Below are 17689 nucleotides of genomic sequence, written 5' to 3'. Positions count from 1 at the left end.
AAAACCCCCACCAAATTGGCGGGGGTACAAAATGGTTTGGTACTTTGGCAATCAGCTACAGTTCAGCGGCACCGCAAAACCAGAGCTGCGCTTGGACGAGCCTTTGCGGTAAACATCCCCAGCGGGCAAGCAACCGGTAAAGCGCTCGGTTCGCGCTCCGAAGGTTGCACCGATGGAATTGTCCACGCGAGTGTCCCCTTCTTCAGTTCGCAACACACCAAACAATGTCCCGTTCACACTGACCGTGCTCAGCAGCAGATTAGTGCTCTGGCCTGACAGCTGAACGGCGCTGGTATCAGTGCGCCCACCATTCTCGATAGCAACTTTCGCCATCTTGGAAAGCTCGGTCTGATCAGACGAAACCTGAACTGTTGGCAACTTGGCGAGCTCTGCCGGGATGTTGGTTGCAGGTTGAACAAATGCCACGGCTCCTTTCACATCGGATACCGTACGCGGTTCACCATCTATCCCGGTGAAACCAACACCTTCGCGGTTAAACGGATCTTCGCAGGCTGACAGGGTCAGAACTGCAAGGGCGGGTAACAAGATTTTTTTCATGGCGGTCAACATTTTGGAAAGAGTTGCTGAAGCGTAGCGGCATGGAGTGCGTAAAAGCAAGCCGCCCTCACCCAGAACACCCGAGGGGCTGATGCGCCCCTGCAACGCCCGTGTTTCGCACCGACGCGCTGTGGGACGCCTCAAACCAACAAAAAAGGACCCTGCATCGGCAGAGTCCTTTTTCAAAAATTCAAGTCAGAGGGCAGATTACTTGATCTTGCCTTCTTTGTACTCGACATGTTTCCGAGCAACCGGATCGTATTTACGAATGGTCATTTTCTCGGTCATGGTGCGCGCATTCTTTTTGGTCACGTAGAAGTGGCCCGTGCCCGCGGTCGAGTTCAGACGGATCTTGATTGTCGTCGGCTTCGCCATGGTTATCTCCTGCGTCCGAAAAGGCAGGGGCCTTTCGGTTGAATCCTTATGAGCGTGCGCTTTTAACTGCTCGTACGCCCAAGTCAACCAGATTCGCCGTGTTCCGGGAACAATTCCCTACTCCGCCTCAACGGGGTGTCGCTTGGTGTGTTCACGAAACTGTGATAGTGTCACCGTGACCAAAGAGTCCGTGTTGCGATCATGGGCCAAATCTGACCGGGACTATCGTCCGGCACCCTACACCACTCACGTCAATAGTATCGCCCGGGTTACCCGGGTGTTCCTGAATTGCAGGCGTCTCAGCAAGCAATCTGGCCATGGAACCGGCCAGTCGGATGGTTCCGAATAGACTTAAACAGTGGGAGGTTTTCATGCCTGTATTCATCACTTACGCATCCTACTCATCCGAGGCCGTTCAGGCGATGGTTGCCAATCCTCAGGACCGTACCGGCCCGGTCAGTGCGCTGCTTGAGAAAGCGGGCGGAAAGCTGATCTCATTCTACGTCACCACCGGTAGCAACGATGTTGTTGTCATCAGCGAGGTCCCCGACGGCACTGATGCGGTCGCAATCGGGATGGCCGTCGCCAGCACGGGTGCAGTATCGAAAATCGAAACCGTGCGCGCATGGTCTGCCGAAGAGTTCGTTTCGGTCGCTGCAAAAGCAGCAACGCTAACTGGGGTGTATACGCCGCCGACGGGCTGAGGAATTATGCGCGGAGGGCCTGTAAGCCGGATCCTGTTCCGGGGTTACCCCCTTCGATGACCATTCCTCTAGGCCGTGCATTGCTGCGCGGCTCGAGCTGCCAACCCGGTCCCTCTCGGCCAAAGCGAGCCTAGCGGCGGTATCGGTTTGCACCGACCGGCCCGCGCGGGGACCCTATTCGGCATTGCTCCCGGTGGGGCTTGCCGTGCCGCCACTGTTGCCAGCGGCGCGGTGGGCTCTTACCCCACCGTTTCACCCTTACCTCGGGCCAAGGCCCGCGGCGGTCTGATTTCTGTGGCGCTTTCCGTCGGGTTTCCCCGCCCGGGCGTTACCCGGCACCGTTGCCTTGTGGAGTCCGGACTTTCCTCTCGGGCATATGCCCCAGCGGCCATCCGGCCCTCCGCGCGAGGCGTTGGGTATGCTTTGGGAGAGGTTACGTCAAGAGGAGTTAGAGGATGAAGGGGCCAGCCCCTTCTTGGCCTTCGGCCAATTCAACCCCGGGATATTTTTGACCCGATGAAGTGCGGATCAGGTGGGATGTGGAGGAAGGGCCAGCGCTTTGAAATCGTCAGGGTGCAATGGGCCTGTGGCCCAGGGACGGTGGCGCAGGCGAATGGTATTGAGCAGGATGTCATCATCGACATCAGCTGTATATCCCCGGACTTGCGCCAGCGCCCGGAACGTCGTCTCGGAAGGCGCTTCGGTGCCAGTTGGAGCGGCAAGGCTTTGACGTTCCAGTCTTTGCCAATCAAAACGGGGGCCTGGGTCTGTCTTGCGCCCGGGTGCCATGTCGGAATGTCCAATGACACCTTCCGGAGAGATCGACCAGCGCCGCATGAGTTTGGACAGAAGTTGTTCCAGCGCGTTCATCTGAGGCTCGGAGAACGGGTGATCGCCCCGATTGTCCAATTCGATGCCAATGGAACGGGAATTTATATCTGTTTGCCCGTGCCACTCCCCAGCCCCGGCGTGCCAGGCGCGGTCTTCCTCGCGTACAAGCTGCCAGAGCACGCCATTGCCGCCAATCAGATAGTGAGCGGAAACCTCAGGACCGGGATCGCAAAGGCGCTCGAGCGCAGCTGATGCGCTTTCCATTGCGGTATAGTGCAGAACGATCAGCACGGGCTTCAACCCATCGCGCCGGGGGCCGAAATTGGGCGATGGATGCCAGATCGGCGAAAGCTCAGTTGTTGACGGCACTGCGGAACGCACTGGGGTCCCAGCCGCAGGCATAGCCGTCGCCATCCGGGTCCAGTCCTTTACGGTCGCGCTGGGGACCGCCGTTGGACAGAAATTCGATCTGAGCCTGATCCGGCGAGGCGAATTGCGCACAGTTCCGCTCGGCTTTGGCCTGTAAATTGAACCCTGCTCGGCTGTAGAGCTGGGTTCCGACGGGGTTTGACGTGTTCAGCGCATATTGCACGATGTTGGGCTGTCCATCTGTACCGCGCTGTGGAACCGTGGTTGGCGCGACAACTTCATATGTCTGTCGGTTCTGTTCGATCCGGGCCGCATCTGCATCGATACTACGCCTGTTTGAAACGGCTTCAAAATCCTGTTCGTCAGAAATGCCTGTGTTGTTTGTCACTGGGGCAATTAAGCCTTGCTGGTCAGACGTACTGGCCAGCGCCACAGCCGTCTGGTTTGCAATATCAGCCGCACTGCCGTCATTCAGAGGAGCACCTTGCGCCGAAAGCGGCTGCTCCGAAATCGCTTCGGGTGGCTGCAGCGGGTTACCAGCCAGCCCCTGCCCGGCTAGTTCAGCCTCGCGTTGGGCCTGGTATTCCGGCGTATTGAACCCGGTGCCCGATACAGGGGCGACCGTGTCACAGGCTGCTACCAGCCCGAGGGTCGAAATCAGAAGCAATTTACGCATTCGGCTGCTCCGCCTTCTTGTCGTTCTGCCGGTCAGAGAATTACCACCATTTGCCCGGCTTGGCCACAAACCCGGCGGCATTCTCAAGCGCGTAGGCGGTGTTGAGCAGATCGCCCTCTTCCCATGGGCGGCCGATCAGTTGCAGACCCAGCGGCAGTCCCTGAGCGTCCAGTCCCGCAGGAACCGAGATACCGGGCAGGCCAGCTAGGTTCACGGTCACTGTGAACACGTCGTTCAGATACATTTGAACCGGATCAGCTTCGGTCATCTCACCCAGGCCGAACGAAGCCGAAGGTGTGGCCGGGGTCAGGATTGCGTCAACGCCAGTCGCGAAGACATCTTCGAAGTCTTTCTTGATCAGTGTCCGCACTTTGCGGGCGCGGTTGTAGTAGGCGTCATAGAAACCCGCCGACAACACATATGTGCCGATCATTACCCGGCGCTGGACCTCGGGGCCGAAGCCTTCCGCGCGGGTCTTTTCATACATTTCGGTGATTCCGTCACCTTGTGCCAGCTGCGCGCGGCGGCCATAGCGGACACCATCATAGCGGGCAAGATTCGAAGACGCCTCAGCAGGAGCAATCACATAATATGCAGGTAGTGCGTATTTGGTGTGCGGCAGCGAAATATCGACGATCTCAGCCCCTGCGTCTTTCAGCATCGCAGCGCCATCAACCCAGAGCTTTTCGATCTCGGTGGGCATACCGTCCATGCGGTATTCTTTGGGAATACCGATTTTCTTGCCCTTGATATCGCCGGTCAGCATTGCCTCAAAATTCGGCACAGCCAATTCGGCGCTGGTGGAATCCTTGGGGTCATGGCCACACATGGTTTCCAGCATGATCGCCGCGTCACGTACGTTCTTGGTCATCGGGCCAGCCTGATCCAGCGACGAGGCGAAGGCAACGATGCCCCAGCGTGAGCAGCGGCCATAGGTCGGTTTGATGCCGGTAATGCCAACAAAGGCGGCAGGCTGCCGGATCGAACCTCCGGTATCGGTGCCGGTCGCAGCCAGACACAGATCAGCAGAAACAGCCGAGGCCGAACCACCAGACGAGCCGCCTGGTGTTAGCTGAGCCTCGTCGTTGCCACGCCGCCACGGGCTGACGGCGTTACCATAAACGGAGGTTTCGTTGGACGAGCCCATGGCGAATTCGTCCATGTTCAGCTTGCCCAGCATCACGGCACCTGCGTCAGCCAATTGCTGAGACACAGTGGATTCGTATTCGGGCTTGAAGCCATCGAGTATCTTGGACGCGGCCTGCGAGGGAACACCTTTGGTGCAGAACAGGTCTTTGATGCCGATCGGCAAGCCACACATCGAAGGGGCGTCGCCCGCTTTGATCCGATCATCCGCGGCCTTTGCACGCTCAATCGCAATTTCGGGTGTCTTGTGGACGAACGCGTTCAGCGCATCGGCTTCATCAATGGCTGTCAGGCAGGATTCAGTCAGTTCAACTGAAGTTACATCACCGGCCCGCAACGCGTCGCGGGCTTCAGCCAGCCCCAGTTTGTTCAGTTCGCTCATGACTTACTCCACAACTTTGGGAACAGCGAAGAACCCTTCGCGCGCATCGGGGGCATTGGACAGAACTTTGTCCTGCTGATTTCCGTCAGTGACTACGTCCTGACGACGCTTCAGACGCATCGGTGTGACCGAGACCATCGGCTCGACACCTTCGACATCCACTTCGTTCAGTTGCTCGATGAACCCAAGGATGGTGTTGAACTCGGATGCCAGCGCGGGCAGCGCGTCATCCTCGACCTTGATCCGGGCGAGTTTGGCCACCTTGGCGGCGGTGCTTTGGTCTATCGACATCGGAAAACCTCATATGCGTTAAGGGGCGTTTACCCGTCTGTCGCATCACTCGCAAGACCGGTAACCGGATGACGCCGCCGTGCGCACTCAATTCGACAGCAGCCATGCTTTTTTGAATGCCCCATATGCAAATTGGTAAACTGATTAGTTCATTTTTGGCATTGAAAACTAAACCGAACTGTTCATTTCAATTGTGTGACACAACTCGAAACCGGAGACAGCATATGAAAACCTTTGTCCCTGCATTCATCTTGGCCGCCGTGGTTCTGACATCTCCTGCCCTGGCATTGGGAATAGACATGAACAATCTGACCCGAAACCTCAGCTTCCCTCAGCCTGTATCGGAGCTTGTGACCAAAGATCAAACCCAGACAGGCAAGTAGACCTGTCCCATGTGCCGGATCGGCTTCCCCCTCCTGATCCGGCACTTTTTCCAAATCACCGCTGTACCCTGACCGACAAGTCGTTAGCATGACCAAAGACCATCAGCCGAAACACCCACAGGTGACGATCAGGCGAGCTAACGGAGCAGAACATGAGCGCACGCAAGCAAGCAGTACTGAACGCAATTGACGCCGCCAATGCGGAAGATCCCAATATGGAAAACGGGCAGCCCGCAGAACTGCTGTATGGCCAGCGCATGAGTGCCGAGCTTGATCGCCTTTTCCCAAATGCATCTGATGCACTACAGATTGCCGCCCGCGGGCAGCATGTCGAACGCTGGAAACTGAAGCGCACCGAATATCCAGAAGGGCGTGCCGGTTATCTGGCATGGCGCAAGGCACAAGGTGTTTACCACGCGGACGTGGTGCGAGGCTTTATGGAACAAGCCGAATACGGTGCGGATCAAATCGAAGCAGTCGAACAGATGCTGCGCAAACAAGGCATCAAGCGCCATGCGGACGTGCAGGCGCTTGAGGATGTGATCTGTTTCGTTTTCCTGAAATGGTATTTTGAACCCTTCGCAGCGAAGCATTCAGTCGAGAAAATTCAGCGCATCGTAGAAAAAACCGCCATCAAGATGTCCGCCGAAGGCCGCGCCAGAGTTTTGACGGAATTTGATCTGCCCGAGGCTTTGGCGGCAGCATTCCGTGACTGACCTCAAGTGATTCCAAGGTACTGGTAGCCCGCCAATTTGTTTTGGTTTGGCCTCAAGTACCCGGCGCAGTCGTAACAGGCACCTTCCGAACGGCGCGCAGATATACCTCGATCATCCAGCCAAGCATGGTGGCGTTCAGGATGTGCCACATGAAATGCGTTCCGATGGGAAAGTGACCGCAGGTTGGCTCGTCCAAGGCTCGGAAAATGATCGAGGCGATCAGTATGCCAGCCCCGATCGCCAACCCGCGCGCTGTATCAGGGGTTCGCGACCTCAACAGTAAAGCATAAATCAGGATCAATAGCGGCACCGGTGCATAGGCTGCTGAACCGCCCAAACCCGGCACCAGCTGAAACACGGGAATCGTCAACGCCGCATAGGGAATGAACAGCGCGGTCAGACCCAGCGCATAAACGGGCCGCATCCCCCAGACATCCCGGTTCACCGCAAAGATATAAACCAGAATATAAAGCAAGATCGGCGTTGTATCTGCTATCGCGGCCCAAACCTGTGCATGCGTATGAAACAGGTAGCTGCCGACACCAATCATTGCCAGTATCACAACCAAGGCCATCGCCAGCGGAGCACCCTGCCCTCGCACCCTGCGCCACATGACGAATGCCGCAACAAGAAACGCCACATTGGTCACGGCGTTTATCGGCTCGGCCCAATACGATGGCGAGAGCCGCTCGCAATAACCGTCAATATACTGCGTCCAGTCCATGGATTTTTACATAGCCGATGCTAGGCTGACGCCAAGCAGAATTTGGGAGGGTTCACTATGGATATTATTTGGCTGGGACATGGCAGCTTTCGCATCGAAACATCGGGGCAGGTCCTGCTGGTCGATCCCTGGCTTACGGGGAACCCGTCATTGCCTGAAGAACAGCATGATGCGGCGGTGGCGGGTGCAACCCATATCCTGCTGACCCATACCCATTTCGATCATGTCGTTGATGTATTGCCACTGGCCAAACATTTGAATGTTCCCGTCGTGGGACAGTACGATCTGATGGGCTATTGGGCCGAGGCGGAAGGGATCGAAACAGTTGGTTTCAATAAAGGCGGCACAGTTGACCTTTGCGGTATCAAGGTATCGATGGTCCCAGCCTCGCACAGTTCGACCTTTTCAACCCCCGACGGATTGCGTACCGGTGGGACCGAAGTCGGGTATATGATCTCAACCGAGGGCCGAATGGTGTACGTCTCTGGCGACACCGATATCATGGCGGATATGGATTGGATGGGGGAATACTACAAACCCGATATCGGCATCCTATCCGCTGGCGGTCACTTTACCATGGACATGAAAGGTGCGGCCTACGCGGCCAAACGGTACTTTGACTTCAAAACGATTATTCCGTGCCACTACCAAACCTTTCCGATTCTCGAACAATCAGCTCAGGCCCTGATTGACGGCCTGCCGAGCGTCGATGTGATCGAACCCGAAGTGATGAAAGCGATTTCTCTCTGATGCCCGCCACAGATTTCAGCGCCCAGGAATTTGCCGACCGTATCGCGAAGACCCGCGCAGCTATGGAACGGCAGGGGATCGAAACCCTGCTGATAACCGACCCATCGAACATGGCGTGGCTTACCGGTTACGACGGGTGGAGTTTTTATGTACCCCAGATGGTCATCCTGCCAGCGAACGGTTCTCCACTATGGTGGGGGCGTACGCAGGACAAGGCTGGTGCAGCGCAGACCACATGGATGGATGCATCTGATCTTCTGGACTGGCCTGAAGAGCACGTTCAACACCCCGACCACCATCCCGTCGATTCCCTCGCCAAACTTTTGCGGGACCGCGGATTGACTTCGGCACTGGGTGTCGAAATGGACAACTACTATTACTCGGCCGCCAGTCACCGCATACTGCAGAACGCATTCGGAGACGCTGCGATTTTGGATGCCACTGGCCTGGTAAACTGGCAGCGGGCGGTCAAAAGCGACGCCGAAGTCGAAATGATGCGAAAAGCAGGGCGGCTTACCGCCCATATGCATCAGGTGTTGCGCGATGCATTCCGCGAAGGACTGCCAAAAAACCAACTGGTTGCCGAAGTTCAGGTTGCAGGCATCGCCGGATTACCGGGACTGGCCGGGGACTATCCCGCAATCGTTCCAATCGCCCCCTCAGGTACCGAGGCGTCTGCCTCGCACATCACCTGGAACGACAGACCCTTAACGCGGGATGAGGCAACGTACTTTGAAATCTCAGGCTGTTATCGCCGTTATCATTGCCCGGCCAGTCGCAGCCTGTTTCTGGGTGATCCTCCGGAAGATATTCGCCGCGCCGAGGCTGCTGTGCTCAGGGCCATCGATGATGCCTTGAGTGCGGCGCGTCCGGGCACAACTTGCGAAGAGGTCGCGAACTGTGTTTACGAAAGTTTCGCCCGTGCCGGATATGTCAAAGCCAACCGCACCGGCTATCCGATCGGATTAAGTTACCCTCCCGATTGGGGTGAACGCACCATGAGCCTGCGGCCGGGTGACACGACCGAACTTCAGGAAAATATGACATTCCATTTGATGCCCGGGCTCTGGACTTCGGACTGGGGACTGGCGATCACCGAGAGCTTTTTGGTTACCGCCAATGGCGGCCAGCCATTGGCGGATATCCCTCGGGAGCTTGTGGTAAAATCCAAATGAATCAGCCTATTCGCCCATCGCCGGAGTTGATCGCGGTGGTGCGACGCTGGAATGACGCTGTTCGAACCAAAGATGGAGCGGCGCTCTACAACATGCTGTCGACGTCTGAGTACCTGCGATATCAAGGCTCAGCGGATGGGGAGATTTGGTCAGGCTCGCTATTCCGAAAGGGTTTCCCTGATCATGTGGCCGAAATTCCCGACTACAGTTGGGAAGAACACGGCCTAGAGGCATTTGAATGCGGTACAGTTGGTTGGGCCCATTGCGTTGCAACGCTTCGCTTTGCCACTAACCAAAAGGCAATGTTGCATAGGTTCACCTTCATCCTGCATCTCGAAGATGGTGTGTGGAAGATGATACATTGCCACGTGTCCAATCCGATCCCTAACATGGAAAAAATCGGTATCGAGCACAAAGCCCTGGACGCGCTGGTAGCAGCTGCACGCGACGGGTTTCGTCAGGATCAACGCGAGGGCATGGCTTCGGTTATGTTCACTGACATCGTCAATTCATCGGCTATTGCCGACAAGCTGGGGGACCGGATCTGGACCGATGCGGTCCAAAAACACTTTGGATTGGCTCGTGACGTCATTGAGGCTCAGAGCGGAACGCTGGTAAAGTCGCTGGGGGATGGAACCATGTCCAGCTTCTCGTCGGCGCGGTCGGCACTGATGGCCGCAGTCGACCTGCAGCGACGCAACGCCAGTGAATTGGGCGAACCAACGCTGCAGATTCGCGTCGGCATACATACGGGAGATGTGATCCAGACCGATGACGATTTCTTCGGTACGGTGGTTAACAAGGCCGCCCGGATCGCGGCCTCAGCCGCACCGGGAGAGGTCCGTTTGTCCGACGCAACCCAGCTTTTGGCGGACGGGCAAGATGGGATGACCTTTGGCACACCAAGATCAGTTTCGCTGAAAGGTCTGCCCGGCGATCACACGATCTATAGCCTGAGTTGGTAGCGCGCTAACGCCGCCCCGCAAAAAAATCCTTGAGCAATCGCTCGGCCTCTTCGGCACCGATCCCATCATAGATTTCAGGGGTATGATGCGCCTGCGGATGCGAAAATACCCGCGCGCCGTGGGCGACGCCGCCCGATTTCGGATCGGATGCGCCGTAGTACACACGCCGGATACGCGCCGCAGCCAGTGCTGCCGCACACATGGCACAGGGTTCTAGCGTCACATATACATCGTGATCCGGCAGCCGCTCCGATCCGGCGTGTGCGCAGGCGGCGCGCAGCACCAGTATTTCGGCATGGGCGGTGGGATCGTTCAACTCGCGTGTCCGATTGCCTTCAGCGGCAACCACCTGACCGTCCGGTCCGATAATTACAGCACCCACGGGCACCTCCCCCCGGTCTGCCGCCGCCTGCGCCTGTTCCAGCGCCAGTTTCATGTGAGATCGGAACTCCATGCCTCTGACTGCCCCAGAAACCCGGCTTTCGCAAGCCGCCGGGATAGGCTATGGGCGGGGGATGACCAATACCCCTCCTCCCGGCGATCGGATCGCCAAAGTGCTTGCCCGCGCAGGTGTCGCCTCGCGTCGCGAGGCTGAACGCATGATCGAAGCCGGTCGTGTGACCGTGAATGGCAAACCCATCAGTAGCCCAGCGCTGAACGTGACGGCCAAGGACAGGATTACTGTCGATGGCAAACCCGTGTCCGAGCCCGAGCCATCTCGCCTATGGCTCTATCACAAGCCTCCAGGCCTTGTGACGACGGCGCGTGATGAAAAGGGACGCAAGACGATCTTCGACGATCTGCCAGAGGACATGCCGAGGGTCATGAGTGTCGGACGGCTCGACCTGAATTCGGAAGGGTTGCTGCTGCTCACCAATGATGGCGGCATCAAGCGCAAGCTTGAACTGCCCGCCACCGGATGGCTGCGCAAATACCGGGTGCGGGTTAACGGGCGCCCCAAGGACGAAGATTTTGCACCCCTTCGCAAGGGATTGGTCATAGACGGGGAACGGTTTCAGCCCATGACCGTTACATTGGACCGCCAACAGGGTGCCAACGCCTGGCTAACCATCGGTCTGCGCGAAGGCAAGAACCGCGAGATTCGCCGAGCAATCGAAGATATCGGCTATGCGGTAAACCGGCTTTTGCGGATTTCTTATGGCCCGTTTCAGCTTGGTGACCTGAAATCCGGTGAGGTTGAAGAGATTCGTCGGCGTGTTATGCGTGACCAACTGGGGATGGACGGTGAAGAAAGGGGCAAGCCAACCGTCAAACGCCCTGCCCGGCCTCAGCGCAAAAGGCCGACAATCGGCAAGAAACCTCGCAAGTGACGCGGCTTAAGTAACCTTCCCCCTAGCGCCAAGCCATCGCATCGCCTAAATTTTCTGTGATAGCGACAGTTTGGGGGCACCATGTCCGGGACCGGAGTACAAAAATTGGCGTATGCAGCGCTGCTGGTGCTGTTGTTCGGCGTCTGTACCGGCGTGCTTGGGGGCTTGTAAGGGCATGGCCAAAAGGTTCGGTGGGAAATTCAGCCCTCAGGGTACGTCGTCAGACCAAGATCAACCCTCTCGTGGACAGTTTGACGGAGCTCGGGTCGAACCGGCGGGTGCACGCGCGAACCTCCTATTTGCGCCCGCAATTCCGTTGGCATTCCTGTCACTGAACGACGGCGCTATCGGAATGACAATTGGTTTGATCGCTGCAGGTCTGCTGACCGCCGCCGCATTCTTGCTGCGCGAAGGGCTGCGAGCGGAATCTGCATACAATGCCAAACGTACCGCCCGCCGCCCGGCCTTCCCCCGCAAAATCTTCTCAAGCGTCCTGACTGGGCTGGGCACGGCATTGGCCGCGTATCGAACAGAGTTTCTAGATGCAGAAACCGCAGCTCAGGCCAGCCTGTTGGCACCGGTTCTGTTTGGGGTTGTTGCCACTGCACTACATTCGGTGTCCTTTGGCATCGACCCCTTGAAAGACAAGGGTATGGAAGGCATCGACTCCTTCCAACAAGATCGCGTGGCGCGCGTTGTTGAGGATGCGGAATCTCACCTGACCCAAATGACAGACGCGATCAAACGCGCCGGAGACCGTCAGATCGAAGCGCGTGTCGAGCGGTTTCAAGATACCGCCCGCGATTTGTTCCGAACGGTCGAAGAAGACCCACGTGATCTGGCGGGCGCGCGGAAATATCTGACGGTTTACTTGCAGGGCGCACGCGATGCGACGGTGAAGTTCTCGGACGTCTATGCGCGTACCCGCGATGCGCAGGCGCTGGCAGATTATTCGGCCCTGCTGGACGATCTCGAACAGAATTTCGCGGCGCGGACGGGAAAGATGCTATTGGATGACCGCAGTGATCTGACGGTTGAAATTGATGTGCTGCGTGACCGGCTGCAGCGCGAAGGCGTCCGGTTGGATTGACCGGCTTTTATGTAAGCGAGGATTACCCCATGTCCGATGAGATCAAGAACAAGGCAGTCGAGGCTGAAACGCTGGTGCAAGAAGTCACCGCCGTCGCCCTCCCTGAGCCGCAGGCTGAGATTGTGCCGCTTGAAGACGCCGACGAAACGGTTGGCGTCGAAATCCGCAAGCGGATGGGTGAGATCGACATGGGCGACACAAACTCGATCGTGTCATTTGGATCATCCGCACAGGCGGAATTGCAGGAGATCAGTCAGGCGATGCTGGCCGATGTACGTAATAAGGATGTGGGCCCGGCGGGCGACAGCCTTCGCAACATCGTAACGACGATCCGGGGCTTCTCAGTCAGCGAACTGGATGTTCGGCGCGAACGGAGCTGGTGGGAAAAACTGCTGGGCCGTGCCGCACCATTCGCCAAATTCACAGCGCAGTATGAGGACGTTCAAAGCCAGATCGACAGGATCACAGACGATCTTCTGGGGCACGAGCATACCCTGCTGAAAGATATCAAGTCTCTGGATCTGCTGTATGAAAAGACGCTGGAATTCTACGATGAACTCGCGCTTTACATTGCGGCGGGTGAGGAAAAGCTGACCGAATTGGACAGCCATGACATTCCCGAAAAAGAGGCCGAGGTTCAGGCCGCACCCGAAGACCAGCAGGTGATGAAGGCGCAGGAATTGCGCGATTTGCGCGCCGCGCGCGACGATCTGGAACGCCGGGTCCACGACCTCAAGCTGACCCGTCAGGTGACGATGCAGTCGCTGCCCTCGATCCGCTTGGTGCAGGAAAACGATAAGTCGCTGGTGACCAAGATCAACTCAACCCTCGTCAACACCGTGCCGCTTTGGGAAACCCAGCTGGCACAAGCGGTAACCATCCAGCGCAGTGCCGAAGCCGCCGCCGCCGTACGTGATGCCAATGATCTGACCAACGAGCTGCTGACCTCGAACGCGGCCAACCTGCGCGAGTCTAACAAGATGATCCGCGAAGAGATGGAGCGTGGTGTCTTCGACATCGAAGCCGTCAAACAGGCCAACGCTGACCTGATCGGTACGATCAACGAAAGCCTCGCCATTGCGGACGAAGGCAAAGCCAAGCGCGCCGCCGCCGAGGAAGAATTGAAGAAGATGGAGGCCGAGTTGCGCGACACGCTCGCCTCGGCCAAAGCGCGACAGGACGGGATCGGTGACAATGCCGGAACGGCTGTCCCCGGATAATGGAAACAGCGGGCGTGCGGCCATTACATCGCGCTAGGACTGCAACATTGGTAGTTTCGCTGCTGGCATTAGCTGGCTGCGAAGAGGCCTTGACGACGTCCATCGCTCCGGAACCCCGCCCGGAGCAACCTCAGGGCTTGAGCAATGCCTATCAGCCCCCTTCGCCCGCCAGCCTCGACCTCGCGCGGTACTATGAAAGCGTTCAAAACAACCTGCTGACGCGCGGGCTGTTGCGCACCGATGGTGGTGGGCCGGATACGCCCTACGACGCCGATGACCTCGCACGGAATTTCGAAACCATTGCGTTTTACAATGAATATCCGGGGGAGGCTGTCTCGAGCGGTAGCAGAAGAACCAGCCGACAGTTAAGTCGCTGGTCGTCACCCGTACGCATCAAACCCGAATTCGGACCCTCAGTCGCGCCAAACGTTCGCCAGCAAGAGACTGCCCGAATTGACGCCTATGCCAACCGGTTGTCGCGGCTGACTCGACATCCGGTCTCGACCACCACCCGGAATGCGAACTTTCACGTATTCGTGGCGGGTGAAGATGATACCGCCTATGTACAAGCCCGGTTGCGACAACTGATCCCCGGCATAGGACAGGCGCAACTTGATCTCTTCGACAAACTGCCGCGGTCTTTCTATTGTTTTGTGTTTGCGTCGGCATCGAACAGCGCGCCTCAGACTTATACCCGGGCCGTTGCCCTGATACGGGCAGAACATCCCGATCTGGTGCGCCTGAGCTGCGTTCATGAAGAGATTGCGCAAGGATTGGGGCTTCCGAATGACAGCCCATCGGCCCGACCGTCGATCTTCAATGATGACGACGAGTTCGCCCTGCTCACCAGCCATGACGAAAAACTACTGACGATTCTTTACGACCCGCGCTTGAAAGCGGGCATGACCGCTGACGAGGCACGTCCGGTGGTCCGTATCATTGCACGCGAATTGATGGGGCAGTCGCTCTGACCCCGGAAGACAGGAGAAATCCAATGGGAATTTTTGATTTTCTGACCGGCGAATTCATCGACGTCATCCACTGGGTTGATGACACCCGCGACACGATGGTCTGGCGGTTCGAGCGTGAGGGCCACGAGATCAAATACGGTGCCAAGCTGACAGTGCGCGAAGGTCAGGCGGCTGTGTTTGTGCATGAGGGGCAGCTGGCGGATGTGTTCACGCCCGGACTCTACATGCTTGAGACAAACAACATGCCGATCATGACGACGCTGCAGCATTGGGATCATGGTTTCCAGTCTCCGTTCAAGTCTGAAATTTACTTCGTTAACACGACCCGGTTCAATGACCTGAAATGGGGCACCAAGAACCCGATCATGCTGCGCGATCCCGAGTTTGGGCCAACACGCATCCGGGCCTTCGGCACCTATACGGTGCGGGTCAAGGACCCGGCGAAATTCCTAGTAGAGATCGTAGGCACCGATGGTGAATTCACCATGGACGAGATCAGCTTTCAGATCAGAAACATCATCGTGCAGGAATTCAGCCGCGTCATCGCAGGCTCGGGCATTCCAGTTCTCGATATGGCCGCGAACACCGCCGATCTGGGAAAACTGATCGCAGCCGAGGTGTCACCGGTGCTGGATGGGTATGGTTTGAGTATGCCCGAATTCTATATCGAGAATATCTCGCTGCCTCCTGCGGTCGAGGCGGCTCTGGACAAGCGCACCTCGATGGGTTTGGCGGGCGATCTGGGCAAGTTCACTCAGTATTCCGCTGCCGAGGCCATGACAGCGGCTGCCAATAACCCCGGTCAGGGCGGTGGCATGGGTGCCGGTCTTGGCATGGGGATGGGCATGGCGATGGCGCAGCAAATGTCGAACATGGCAGCGGGTCAGCCCAGCGGTCCCTGGAGCGGTTCCGCCCCCGCTGCACCGCAAGCGTCAGCACGTGCGGCACCGCCGCCCCCGCCACCCGTCGAGCATGTGTGGCATATCGCGGTGGATGGCCAGACTAGCGGACCATTTTCCAAAGCCAAGATGGGTCGTATGGCAACCGACGGTGAGATCACGCGTGATACCCACGTCTGGACCGCCGGTCAGGACGGTTGGAAAAAGGCGGGGGACATACAAGAATTGGCGCAGTTGTTCACCATCTTGCCACCGCCGCCACCGGGCGCCTGACCCGATATTAGGCTATCCATGACCAGGATTCTGTAATGGCAAAAGTCGAACACCGTTTTCCTTGCGAACAATGCGGGGCGGATTATCGGTTCAATCCCGATGACGGAACGCTCACCTGCGATCACTGCGGACATTCCGAGGCCATTGGCGCGGGCCCGTGGGGAGGGGCCAGTTTACGTGAACTCGATTTCGACACGGCCATCGCGGATCGCCTCCCCGATAGTGAAATTGAAGAAACTCGTGTTCTTACCTGCCCCAACTGCGCAGCACAGGTCGAATTTGACCCGAACACACACGCCGCAGAGTGCCCATTTTGTGCGACACCTGTCGTCACTGATACCGGTGTAAGCCGCCATATCAAGCCACGCGGTGTGTTGCCCTTTGCACTGGACGAACGCTCGGCGCACCAAGCCATGGGGGATTGGCTGGGGCGACTGTGGTTTGCGCCCAATGGGCTGAAGGAATACGCCCGCAAAGGCCGCAAGATGCAGGGCATCTACGTGCCCTACTGGACATTCGATGCCGATACCAAGTCGAGTTATCGGGGCGAACGTGGTGTCGTCTATTACGAAACCCGAACCGTGATGCGGGATGGAAAGCGCGTTCAGCAGCAGGTTCCCAAGGTGCGCTGGTCGCCAAAGTCCGGACGCGTGGCACGGTTTTTTGACGATGTTCTGGTGTTGGCATCACAATCCCTGCCCAAATCCTATACGGATGCGCTGGAACCCTGGGATCTGCCTGCACTTGAGCCCTATCAGCCCGAATATCTGGCTGGATTCCGTGCCGAAGCCTATACGGTCGAATTGCAGGAAGGATATCAGGAGGCGCGCGGTCACATGGCGCGCGTGATCGAGCGTGATGTACGGTTTGATATCGGTGGCGATCGTCAGCGCATCCACGCTGTCGATACGGAAGTCCGAGATGTCACGTTCAAACATATCCTACTGCCGGTCTGGATGGCAGCCTATAAATACCGGGGCGAGACCTATCGCTTTGTAGTGAATGGCAGAACCGGGCGCGTTCAGGGTGAGCGCCCCTGGTCGGCGATCAAGATTACCATCGCGGTGGTACTGGGCCTGCTGGTTGCTGCTGGTGTCGGTTATCTGGTTGCAACCGGCCAGCAATAAAGAGAACACTCGTGTCAGATAGCGCGTTGGATGGGGGAAACTGACTTGCACCTTGACGCTCTGAACGATCTTTTAACTCAGCGCCATTCGTGCCGTGCCTTTTGCTCAGACCCTGTTCCCCGTGAACAGATCGAACAGATCGTCACAAGCGCAACGCGTGTTCCAAGCTGGTGCAACGCGCAACCCTGGCAGCTTACGATCACCAGTGGCACTGAAACTGACCATTTTCGCGAAGCGTTGCAGCGCGAGACACAACAGGCCAGCCCAAACCCGGACCAGCCCTTTCCAACCAGGTATTCCGGTGTCTATCAGGATCGTCGGCGCGCATGCGGCTGGGCGTTATACAAAGCAGTCGGCGTCGAAAAGGGTGATCGCACCGCTTCGGCGCAGCAAATGATGAAAAACTACACTCTATTCGGAGCCCCACACTGCGCCATCCTATCCAGCCCCGCCGAGTTGGGCCCATACGGTGCCATGGATTGCGGAGGGTTTGTGACAGCATTCGCATTGGCGGCACAAGCCCTGGATGTGGCCAGTATCCCTCAGGCGGCGGTTGCGGCTTATGGTCCGTTTCTTCACCGGTACTTCGATATTCCAGATGACCGGATTGTTTTGTGTGCGATCTCATTCGGATATCCAAATAAAGACCATCCAGCCAACTCTTTCAGAACAGGACGTGCCGCTCTGGATGATATCGTTGATTGGCGTGAATAAACACCAAGAGTAGGAATTG

General features: G+C 57.5%; 21 protein-coding genes and 1 other RNA gene. 13 read left to right on the top strand and 9 right to left on the bottom strand.

The genetic code is table 11. The features are described 5' to 3' along the window. Positions 1 to 51 precede the first annotated feature (51 nt). Entirely contained in the window at positions 52 to 558 is a 507-nt protein-coding gene (locus ACR3EJ_RS10020; protein WP_170472580.1) for a lipoprotein, read from the bottom strand. Positions 559 to 765: 207 nt separating this feature from the next. After that, on the bottom strand, positions 766 to 933 hold the full coding sequence (gene rpmG / locus ACR3EJ_RS10015; protein ID WP_010441901.1) for a 50S ribosomal protein L33: 168 nt from the start codon (positions 931 to 933) through the stop codon (positions 766 to 768). A 371-nt stretch (positions 934 to 1304) separates the two neighbouring features. On the opposite strand from rpmG, the gene ACR3EJ_RS10010 reads away from it, so the two are divergent. After that, positions 1305 to 1637 (top strand): GYD domain-containing protein, encoded by a 333-nt coding sequence (locus ACR3EJ_RS10010; RefSeq protein ID WP_010441900.1) that lies wholly within the window; start codon positions 1305 to 1307, stop codon positions 1635 to 1637. Between the two features lie 6 nt (positions 1638 to 1643). Here ACR3EJ_RS10010 and rnpB read toward each other — a convergent pair. The 5 genes from rnpB to gatC form a co-directional block, all read right to left on the bottom strand. Beyond that, positions 1644 to 2041: RNase P RNA component class A (gene rnpB, locus ACR3EJ_RS10005), an RNA gene on the bottom strand. Between the two features lie 124 nt (positions 2042 to 2165). Next, entirely contained in the window at positions 2166 to 2870 is a 705-nt protein-coding gene (locus ACR3EJ_RS10000; RefSeq protein WP_170541681.1) for an N-acetylmuramoyl-L-alanine amidase, read from the bottom strand. Further along, entirely contained in the window at positions 2821 to 3513 is a 693-nt protein-coding gene (locus tag ACR3EJ_RS09995) for an excalibur calcium-binding domain-containing protein (protein ID WP_170540981.1), read from the bottom strand. Before ACR3EJ_RS09995 ends, ACR3EJ_RS10000 begins: the two co-directional genes overlap by 50 nt. A gap of 40 nt (positions 3514 to 3553) precedes the next feature. After that, positions 3554 to 5041, bottom strand: a complete 1488-nt coding sequence (gene gatA / locus ACR3EJ_RS09990) for an Asp-tRNA(Asn)/Glu-tRNA(Gln) amidotransferase subunit GatA (protein ID WP_010441897.1) — start codon at positions 5039 to 5041, stop codon at positions 3554 to 3556. 3 nt (positions 5042 to 5044) lie between these two features. After that, complete coding sequence (gene gatC / locus ACR3EJ_RS09985) at positions 5045 to 5332, bottom strand: Asp-tRNA(Asn)/Glu-tRNA(Gln) amidotransferase subunit GatC (RefSeq protein ID WP_010441896.1); 288 nt, start codon at positions 5330 to 5332, stop codon at positions 5045 to 5047. Between the two features lie 224 nt (positions 5333 to 5556). Between gatC and ACR3EJ_RS09980 the strand changes: the two genes are divergently transcribed. After that, positions 5557 to 5715: a hypothetical protein gene (locus tag ACR3EJ_RS09980; RefSeq protein ID WP_170540984.1), complete on the top strand. Its 159-nt coding sequence runs from the start codon at positions 5557 to 5559 to the stop codon at positions 5713 to 5715. Positions 5716 to 5867: 152 nt separating this feature from the next. After that, the gene (locus ACR3EJ_RS09975; protein ID WP_480422924.1) at positions 5868 to 6431 is read left to right on the top strand and encodes a DUF4202 domain-containing protein; all 564 of its coding nucleotides are present in this window, start codon (positions 5868 to 5870) and stop codon (positions 6429 to 6431) included. 52 nt (positions 6432 to 6483) lie between these two features. Here ACR3EJ_RS09975 and ACR3EJ_RS09970 read toward each other — a convergent pair whose 3' ends face one another. After that, complete coding sequence (locus ACR3EJ_RS09970; protein WP_170540988.1) at positions 6484 to 7155, bottom strand: ceramidase domain-containing protein; 672 nt, start codon at positions 7153 to 7155, stop codon at positions 6484 to 6486. Positions 7156 to 7212: 57 nt separating this feature from the next. On the opposite strand from ACR3EJ_RS09970, the gene ACR3EJ_RS09965 reads away from it, so the two are divergent. From ACR3EJ_RS09965 to ACR3EJ_RS09955, 3 genes are read left to right on the top strand one after another with little or no spacing between them, the layout of a single operon-like run. Beyond that, positions 7213 to 7905 (top strand): metal-dependent hydrolase, encoded by a 693-nt coding sequence (locus ACR3EJ_RS09965; RefSeq protein ID WP_170540991.1) that lies wholly within the window; start codon positions 7213 to 7215, stop codon positions 7903 to 7905. After that, a complete protein-coding gene (locus ACR3EJ_RS09960) occupies positions 7905 to 9080 on the top strand; it encodes a M24 family metallopeptidase (protein WP_170540993.1) in 1176 nt (391 codons plus the stop codon). The genes ACR3EJ_RS09965 and ACR3EJ_RS09960 overlap by 1 nt, the downstream gene beginning before the upstream one ends. Further along, positions 9077 to 10045: an adenylate/guanylate cyclase domain-containing protein gene (locus tag ACR3EJ_RS09955; RefSeq protein WP_170540996.1), complete on the top strand. Its 969-nt coding sequence runs from the start codon at positions 9077 to 9079 to the stop codon at positions 10043 to 10045. The genes ACR3EJ_RS09960 and ACR3EJ_RS09955 overlap by 4 nt, the downstream gene beginning before the upstream one ends. A gap of 4 nt (positions 10046 to 10049) precedes the next feature. Here ACR3EJ_RS09955 and ACR3EJ_RS09950 read toward each other — a convergent pair whose 3' ends face one another. Beyond that, positions 10050 to 10499 (bottom strand): nucleoside deaminase, encoded by a 450-nt coding sequence (locus ACR3EJ_RS09950; protein ID WP_170540998.1) that lies wholly within the window; start codon positions 10497 to 10499, stop codon positions 10050 to 10052. Between ACR3EJ_RS09950 and ACR3EJ_RS09945 the strand changes: the two genes are divergently transcribed. The 7 genes from ACR3EJ_RS09945 to ACR3EJ_RS09915 all read left to right on the top strand — a co-directional run bounded on the left by ACR3EJ_RS09945 (position 10498) and on the right by ACR3EJ_RS09915 (position 17670). After that, complete coding sequence (locus ACR3EJ_RS09945; RefSeq protein WP_170541001.1) at positions 10498 to 11376, top strand: pseudouridine synthase; 879 nt, start codon at positions 10498 to 10500, stop codon at positions 11374 to 11376. The genes ACR3EJ_RS09950 and ACR3EJ_RS09945 overlap by 2 nt on opposite strands. Before the next feature lie 175 nt (positions 11377 to 11551). Beyond that, positions 11552 to 12466: a 5-bromo-4-chloroindolyl phosphate hydrolysis family protein gene (locus ACR3EJ_RS09940; protein ID WP_170541004.1), complete on the top strand. Its 915-nt coding sequence runs from the start codon at positions 11552 to 11554 to the stop codon at positions 12464 to 12466. 29 nt (positions 12467 to 12495) lie between these two features. Next, complete coding sequence (locus ACR3EJ_RS09935) at positions 12496 to 13686, top strand: toxic anion resistance protein (protein ID WP_170541008.1); 1191 nt, start codon at positions 12496 to 12498, stop codon at positions 13684 to 13686. Continuing rightward, entirely contained in the window at positions 13686 to 14657 is a 972-nt protein-coding gene (locus ACR3EJ_RS09930; RefSeq protein ID WP_170541010.1) for a DUF2927 domain-containing protein, read from the top strand. The genes ACR3EJ_RS09935 and ACR3EJ_RS09930 overlap by 1 nt, the downstream gene beginning before the upstream one ends. Before the next feature lie 23 nt (positions 14658 to 14680). After that, entirely contained in the window at positions 14681 to 15829 is a 1149-nt protein-coding gene (locus ACR3EJ_RS09925; RefSeq protein ID WP_170541013.1) for an SPFH domain-containing protein, read from the top strand. Positions 15830 to 15864: 35 nt separating this feature from the next. Continuing rightward, positions 15865 to 16956, top strand: a complete 1092-nt coding sequence (locus tag ACR3EJ_RS09920) for a TFIIB-type zinc finger domain-containing protein (protein WP_010441883.1) — start codon at positions 15865 to 15867, stop codon at positions 16954 to 16956. A 30-nt stretch (positions 16957 to 16986) separates the two neighbouring features. After that, positions 16987 to 17670 (top strand): nitroreductase, encoded by a 684-nt coding sequence (locus tag ACR3EJ_RS09915; RefSeq protein WP_170541016.1) that lies wholly within the window; start codon positions 16987 to 16989, stop codon positions 17668 to 17670. Positions 17671 to 17689 lie beyond the last annotated feature (19 nt).

This window comes from Ruegeria sp. AB11 (assembly GCF_056536325.1).
This window is presented reverse-complemented; position numbering and strand designations above follow the sequence as displayed.